The 4,534-nt window shown below is 47.9% G+C and carries 3 protein-coding genes; all 3 read left to right on the plus strand.

Annotation, left to right across the window (positions count from 1 at the left end):
* The first annotated feature begins 41 nt into the window (after positions 1-41).
* Complete coding sequence (gene recX / locus ACWVCM_RS12195) at positions 42-521, plus strand: recombination regulator RecX (RefSeq protein WP_455202029.1); 480 nt, start codon at positions 42-44, stop codon at positions 519-521.
* 68 nt (positions 522-589) lie between these two features.
* Positions 590-3,214 (plus strand): alanine--tRNA ligase, encoded by a 2,625-nt coding sequence (gene alaS / locus ACWVCM_RS12200; protein ID WP_455202030.1) that lies wholly within the window; start codon positions 590-592, stop codon positions 3,212-3,214.
* Between the two features lie 276 nt (positions 3,215-3,490).
* The coding region (locus ACWVCM_RS12205) for an aspartate kinase (RefSeq protein ID WP_455202031.1) at positions 3,491-4,534 on the plus strand (1,044 nt) is incomplete at its 3' end.

Raw genomic sequence — 4,534 nt, forward strand, 5'->3', positions numbered from 1 at the left:
AGTAGAAGAGGCTCAACTGGAAGAAGCATAACCATCATCATATGGATGAACTGGAACTACCGGATACATCGCCGCGGGACGCACGTCTTGCGGCGATGCGCTTATTGACCCGGCGTGAACACAGTAGCCAGGAGCTGCAACAAAAACTAAAACATAAGGGATTTGATGAAGCGCTTGTCCATCAAATCCTGGAAGATCTGGAGCAGCAAGGTTTGCTCAGCGATGAGCGGTTTGCTGAAAGCTACCTTCGATTTCGGCGTAATAAAGGTCATGGGCCGATTCGGATCAGGCAGGAACTGCAGCAGCGTGGTGTCAGCGACGATATTATCGCCGCCACTGTCATCGAAGATGATCCTGAATGGTTTGACCTGGCCTGCAGGGTGAGGGAAAAGCGGTTTGGCAAAGCACTCCCAGAAAACATGTCGGATCGGGCAAAACAACAACGATTTTTACAATACCGGGGCTTTAGTCATCAGCAATTAAAATATGCATTAACTGAAAACGCTGAATTGACATATTAAATAGTCATAATAAAAGCTAACAAAAAACTATACTTGCAAAACAATACAGAGTACATTTTCTTACCATTATGAAGTGCGCAGAAATCCGTAAACAATTCCTTGAATACTTTAATGAACATGGCCATGAGATTGTGCCCAGCAGTCCCTTAGTGCCTGGAAATGATCCTACATTGCTGTTCACCAATGCGGGTATGGTGCAATTCAAAGATGTTTTCCTGGGCGAGGACAAACGGCCTTACTCCCGCGCTACCAGTTCACAACGTTGTGTACGCGCCGGTGGTAAACATAATGACCTGGAAAACGTGGGTTATACCGCGCGTCACCACACGTTTTTTGAAATGCTGGGTAATTTTAGCTTCGGCGACTATTTCAAACGCGAGGCTATTCAATTTGCCTGGGAATTTCTTACCAAATCAATGCAACTACCACCAGAAAAACTCTGGATTACCGTCTACAAAGATGACGACGAAGCCGCGGATATCTGGTTAAAAGAAATTAAAGTTGATCCTGAAAGATTCTCTCGTATCGGCGACAAGCCAGGCGGCAAAAAATACGAAAGCGATAATTTTTGGTCCATGGGCGATACTGGCCCTTGCGGACCCTGTAGTGAAATTTTTTATGATCATGGCCCTGAAATTCCCGGTGGACCACCGGGGACACCTGAAGAAGACGGTGATCGTTATATCGAAATCTGGAACCTGGTGTTTATGCAGTATGACCGCTCGCCAGATGGAAATTTGAATGCGCTACCCAAACCTTCCGTCGATACCGGCATGGGTCTGGAGCGCCTTGCGGCAGTGATGCAGGGTGTACACAATAATTATGAGATCGACCTGTTTGAAAATCTGGTCAAGTTCGTTGCTTCCCTGGCCAAAGAAAAAGACCTCACCAATAAATCGCTGCGCGTGATCGCTGATCATATTCGCTCCTGTGCATTTTTGATTACTGATGGTGTTGTGCCATCCAACGAAGGTCGTGGTTATGTGTTACGCCGCATTATTCGTCGTGCTATACGCCATGGTCATAAACTGGGCCTGAGTGATACTTTCTTTTATAAACTGGTTGCGCCGCTGGTCAGGGAAATGGGGGATGCTTATCCGGAACTGGTAAAAGCCCAATCCAGTGTGGAAAAAGTGCTGCAACAGGAAGAACAGCGTTTTGCGGAAACGCTGGATCAGGGCATGGCTATCCTGGATGAAGCCATCAAGGCGTTAAAAGGCGATACTATTCCGGGCGAAACGGTTTTTAAACTCTACGATACTTATGGATTCCCGGTTGACTTAACGGCTGATATCGCGCGAGAGCGTGAATTGCATCTCGATATGGATGGTTTTGAAAAGGAAATGGCATCACAGCGCGAGCGGGCGCGCAAGGCTGGCAAGTTTGAAGCCAGTTACGGTGACAAGCTTGATGTGCAAGGTGCTACTGAGTTTTCCGGTTATGATCACATGGAAGATAAGGGCAAAGTTGTTTACCTGTTTAAGGAAGGTAATGCTGTTGATATCTTGAAAGAGGGTGAACGGGGTATTGTCGTGCTGGATCGTACGCCATTCTATGCAGAGTCTGGTGGCCAGGTGGGTGATCAGGGTGTACTCGATACAAAAGGTGCTTCATTTAATGTGCAGGATACCCAAAAGCAGAATGATGTATACACCCATATTGGTGAAGTGACCTCCGGTCAAATCAAAGTCGGTGACAAAGTTACAGCACGCATCAACAGTTCAGAGCGTCGCGAAATTGCCTATAACCATTCAGCAACACACTTAATGCACGCGGCATTACGGAAGGTGCTCGGTGAACATGTTACCCAAAAAGGTTCACTTGTGGACGCTAACAGATTGCGCTTTGACTTTTCCCATTTTGAACCGGTTTCTCCCGAGCAGCTCAACGAGATTGAAGATCTGGTGAATGAAAAAATTCGCGCCAACTTTGATGTCACTACGCAATTGATGAAACAGGATGAAGCGATGGCTGCAGGCGCCATGGCGTTGTTTGGTGAGAAGTATGGTGATGTGGTGCGCGTGTTGAGTATGAGTGATTTTTCCGTGGAGTTGTGTGGCGGTACCCATGTAAACCGCACTGGCGACATTGGATTGTTCAAGATCATTTCAGAAACCGGTGTGGCCGCCGGTGTGCGTCGTATCGAAGCGGTATCCGGTCCCGGCGCCCTGCAATGGGTACGCGCAAGTGACACCAATTTACAGAATCTGGCGTCGCTGGTGAAAGGCTCAAAGGAAAACCTGGACGATAAGGTTCGGCAAATACTCGAAAAGAATCGTCAGATGGAAAAAGAAATCGAGCAACTCAAGGCAAAACTGGCCAGTAGCCAGGGTAGCGATCTGGTGAGCCAGGCTGAAGAAATTAACGGTCTTAAAGTACTGGCAGCGCGACTGGATGGTGCTGATCCCAAATCACTCCGTGACACCATGGACCAGCTTAAGAACAAGCTGGGATCCGCAGCTGTGGTGCTGGCGGCGGTCAACGGGGAAAAAATCAATCTGGTCGCTGGTGTTACCGATGATCAGATCAGCCGTATTAAAGCCGGCAATCTGGTCAATGTTGTTGCCCAGCAAGTGGGTGGTAAAGGCGGTGGACGTCCGGATATGGCCATGGCTGGCGGAAATAATCCGGCGGCACTGGATGCGGCATTAAACTCGGTTCCCGACTGGATACGCGAGCAATTGGGCGCATAATGCGCTGTTTAATCCAGATTTCTCATTCATTAATCCGATTCTAGTTTTGCTCCGGCCCTGGCTTGGGTATAATCACGCGTCACTGGTTAATTTGTATTCGATCAAACCGCTTAGGGTTGGTTGTCGCGCATTGGCGTTATTTTGGAAATCAAAAAACAAAAAGAATTCGTTTTTCAACGTAATCCCCAAACGAGCTTTAATCCAACAAGACCCGAATAGAGTTCATCACTAACCGGAGTGAACGTTTTATATTGTAGTTCGTAACAGTCTGAATCCATGGCCTTACTCGTACAAAAATATGGTGGAACATCGGTCGGCTCGGTAGAGCGTATTGAGCATATAGCCGAAAAAATCATCGCTACCAAAAACCAGGGAAACCAGGTCGTAGTCGTGGTGTCTGCCATGAGCGGGGAAACGAATCGTCTGCTTGAATTAGCCAAAAGTGTGGCAGAAAAGCCTGCTGCGCGTGAACTTGATGTGCTTTTATCGACCGGTGAGCAGGTTACTATTTCGCTGCTGGCAATGGCCCTGATCAAGCGTGGATGTTCAGCGCGCTCTTATACGGGACACCAGGTACACATATTGACGGATAGCGCCCATAATAAGGCGCGAATAGTGGATATCGACAACGCCCGGGTGCGAAAAGACCTGGAAGATGGACATGTCGTGGTGATTGCCGGGTTTCAAGGCCAAGATGAACACGGTAATATTACTACCCTGGGACGAGGTGGCTCTGATACCACAGCGGTAGCAATGGCGGCGGCGCTGAAAGCCGATGAATGCCAAATTTACACCGACGTCGATGGTGTCTATACCACTGATCCACGAGTGGTCCCGGAAGCACGTCGTTTGGAGCGTATTACTTTTGAAGAAATGCTGGAAATGGCCAGCCTGGGATCCAAGGTATTACAGATTCGGGCAGTGGAATTTGCCGGTAAATACGATGTTCCACTCAGAGTGCTGTCTTCATTTGAAGACGGTCCGGGAACGCTGATAACTTACGAGGATAAGGATATGGAACAGGCCCTTATATCGGGCATAGCCTTTAATCGAGATGAAGCTAAACTTACTATATTGGGCGTTCCCGATCAGCCAGGTGTTGCCTACAACATCCTGGGCCCTGTCGGTGACGCGAATATCGAAGTTGATATGATCATTCAAAACGTGGGGGCCGATGCCACAACGGATTTCACGTTTACTGTACATCGCAATGATTATGATAAAGCACTGGATATCCTGAATTCAGTGGCCAGGGAACTTAAAGCTCGAGAGGTAAGCGGTGATAATAAAATCGTAAAAATCTCTCTGGTAGGAGTAGGG

The sequence above is a fragment of the Kaarinaea lacus genome, assembly GCF_975902315.1.

Bases quoted from the DNA above. Each gene is read 5' to 3' on its own strand.
- recX (WP_455202029.1), top strand. From the start codon at position 42: ATGGATGAACTGGAACTACCGGATACATCGCCGCGGGACGCACGTCTT.
- alaS (WP_455202030.1), top strand. From the start codon at position 590: ATGAAGTGCGCAGAAATCCGTAAACAATTCCTTGAATACTTTAATGAA.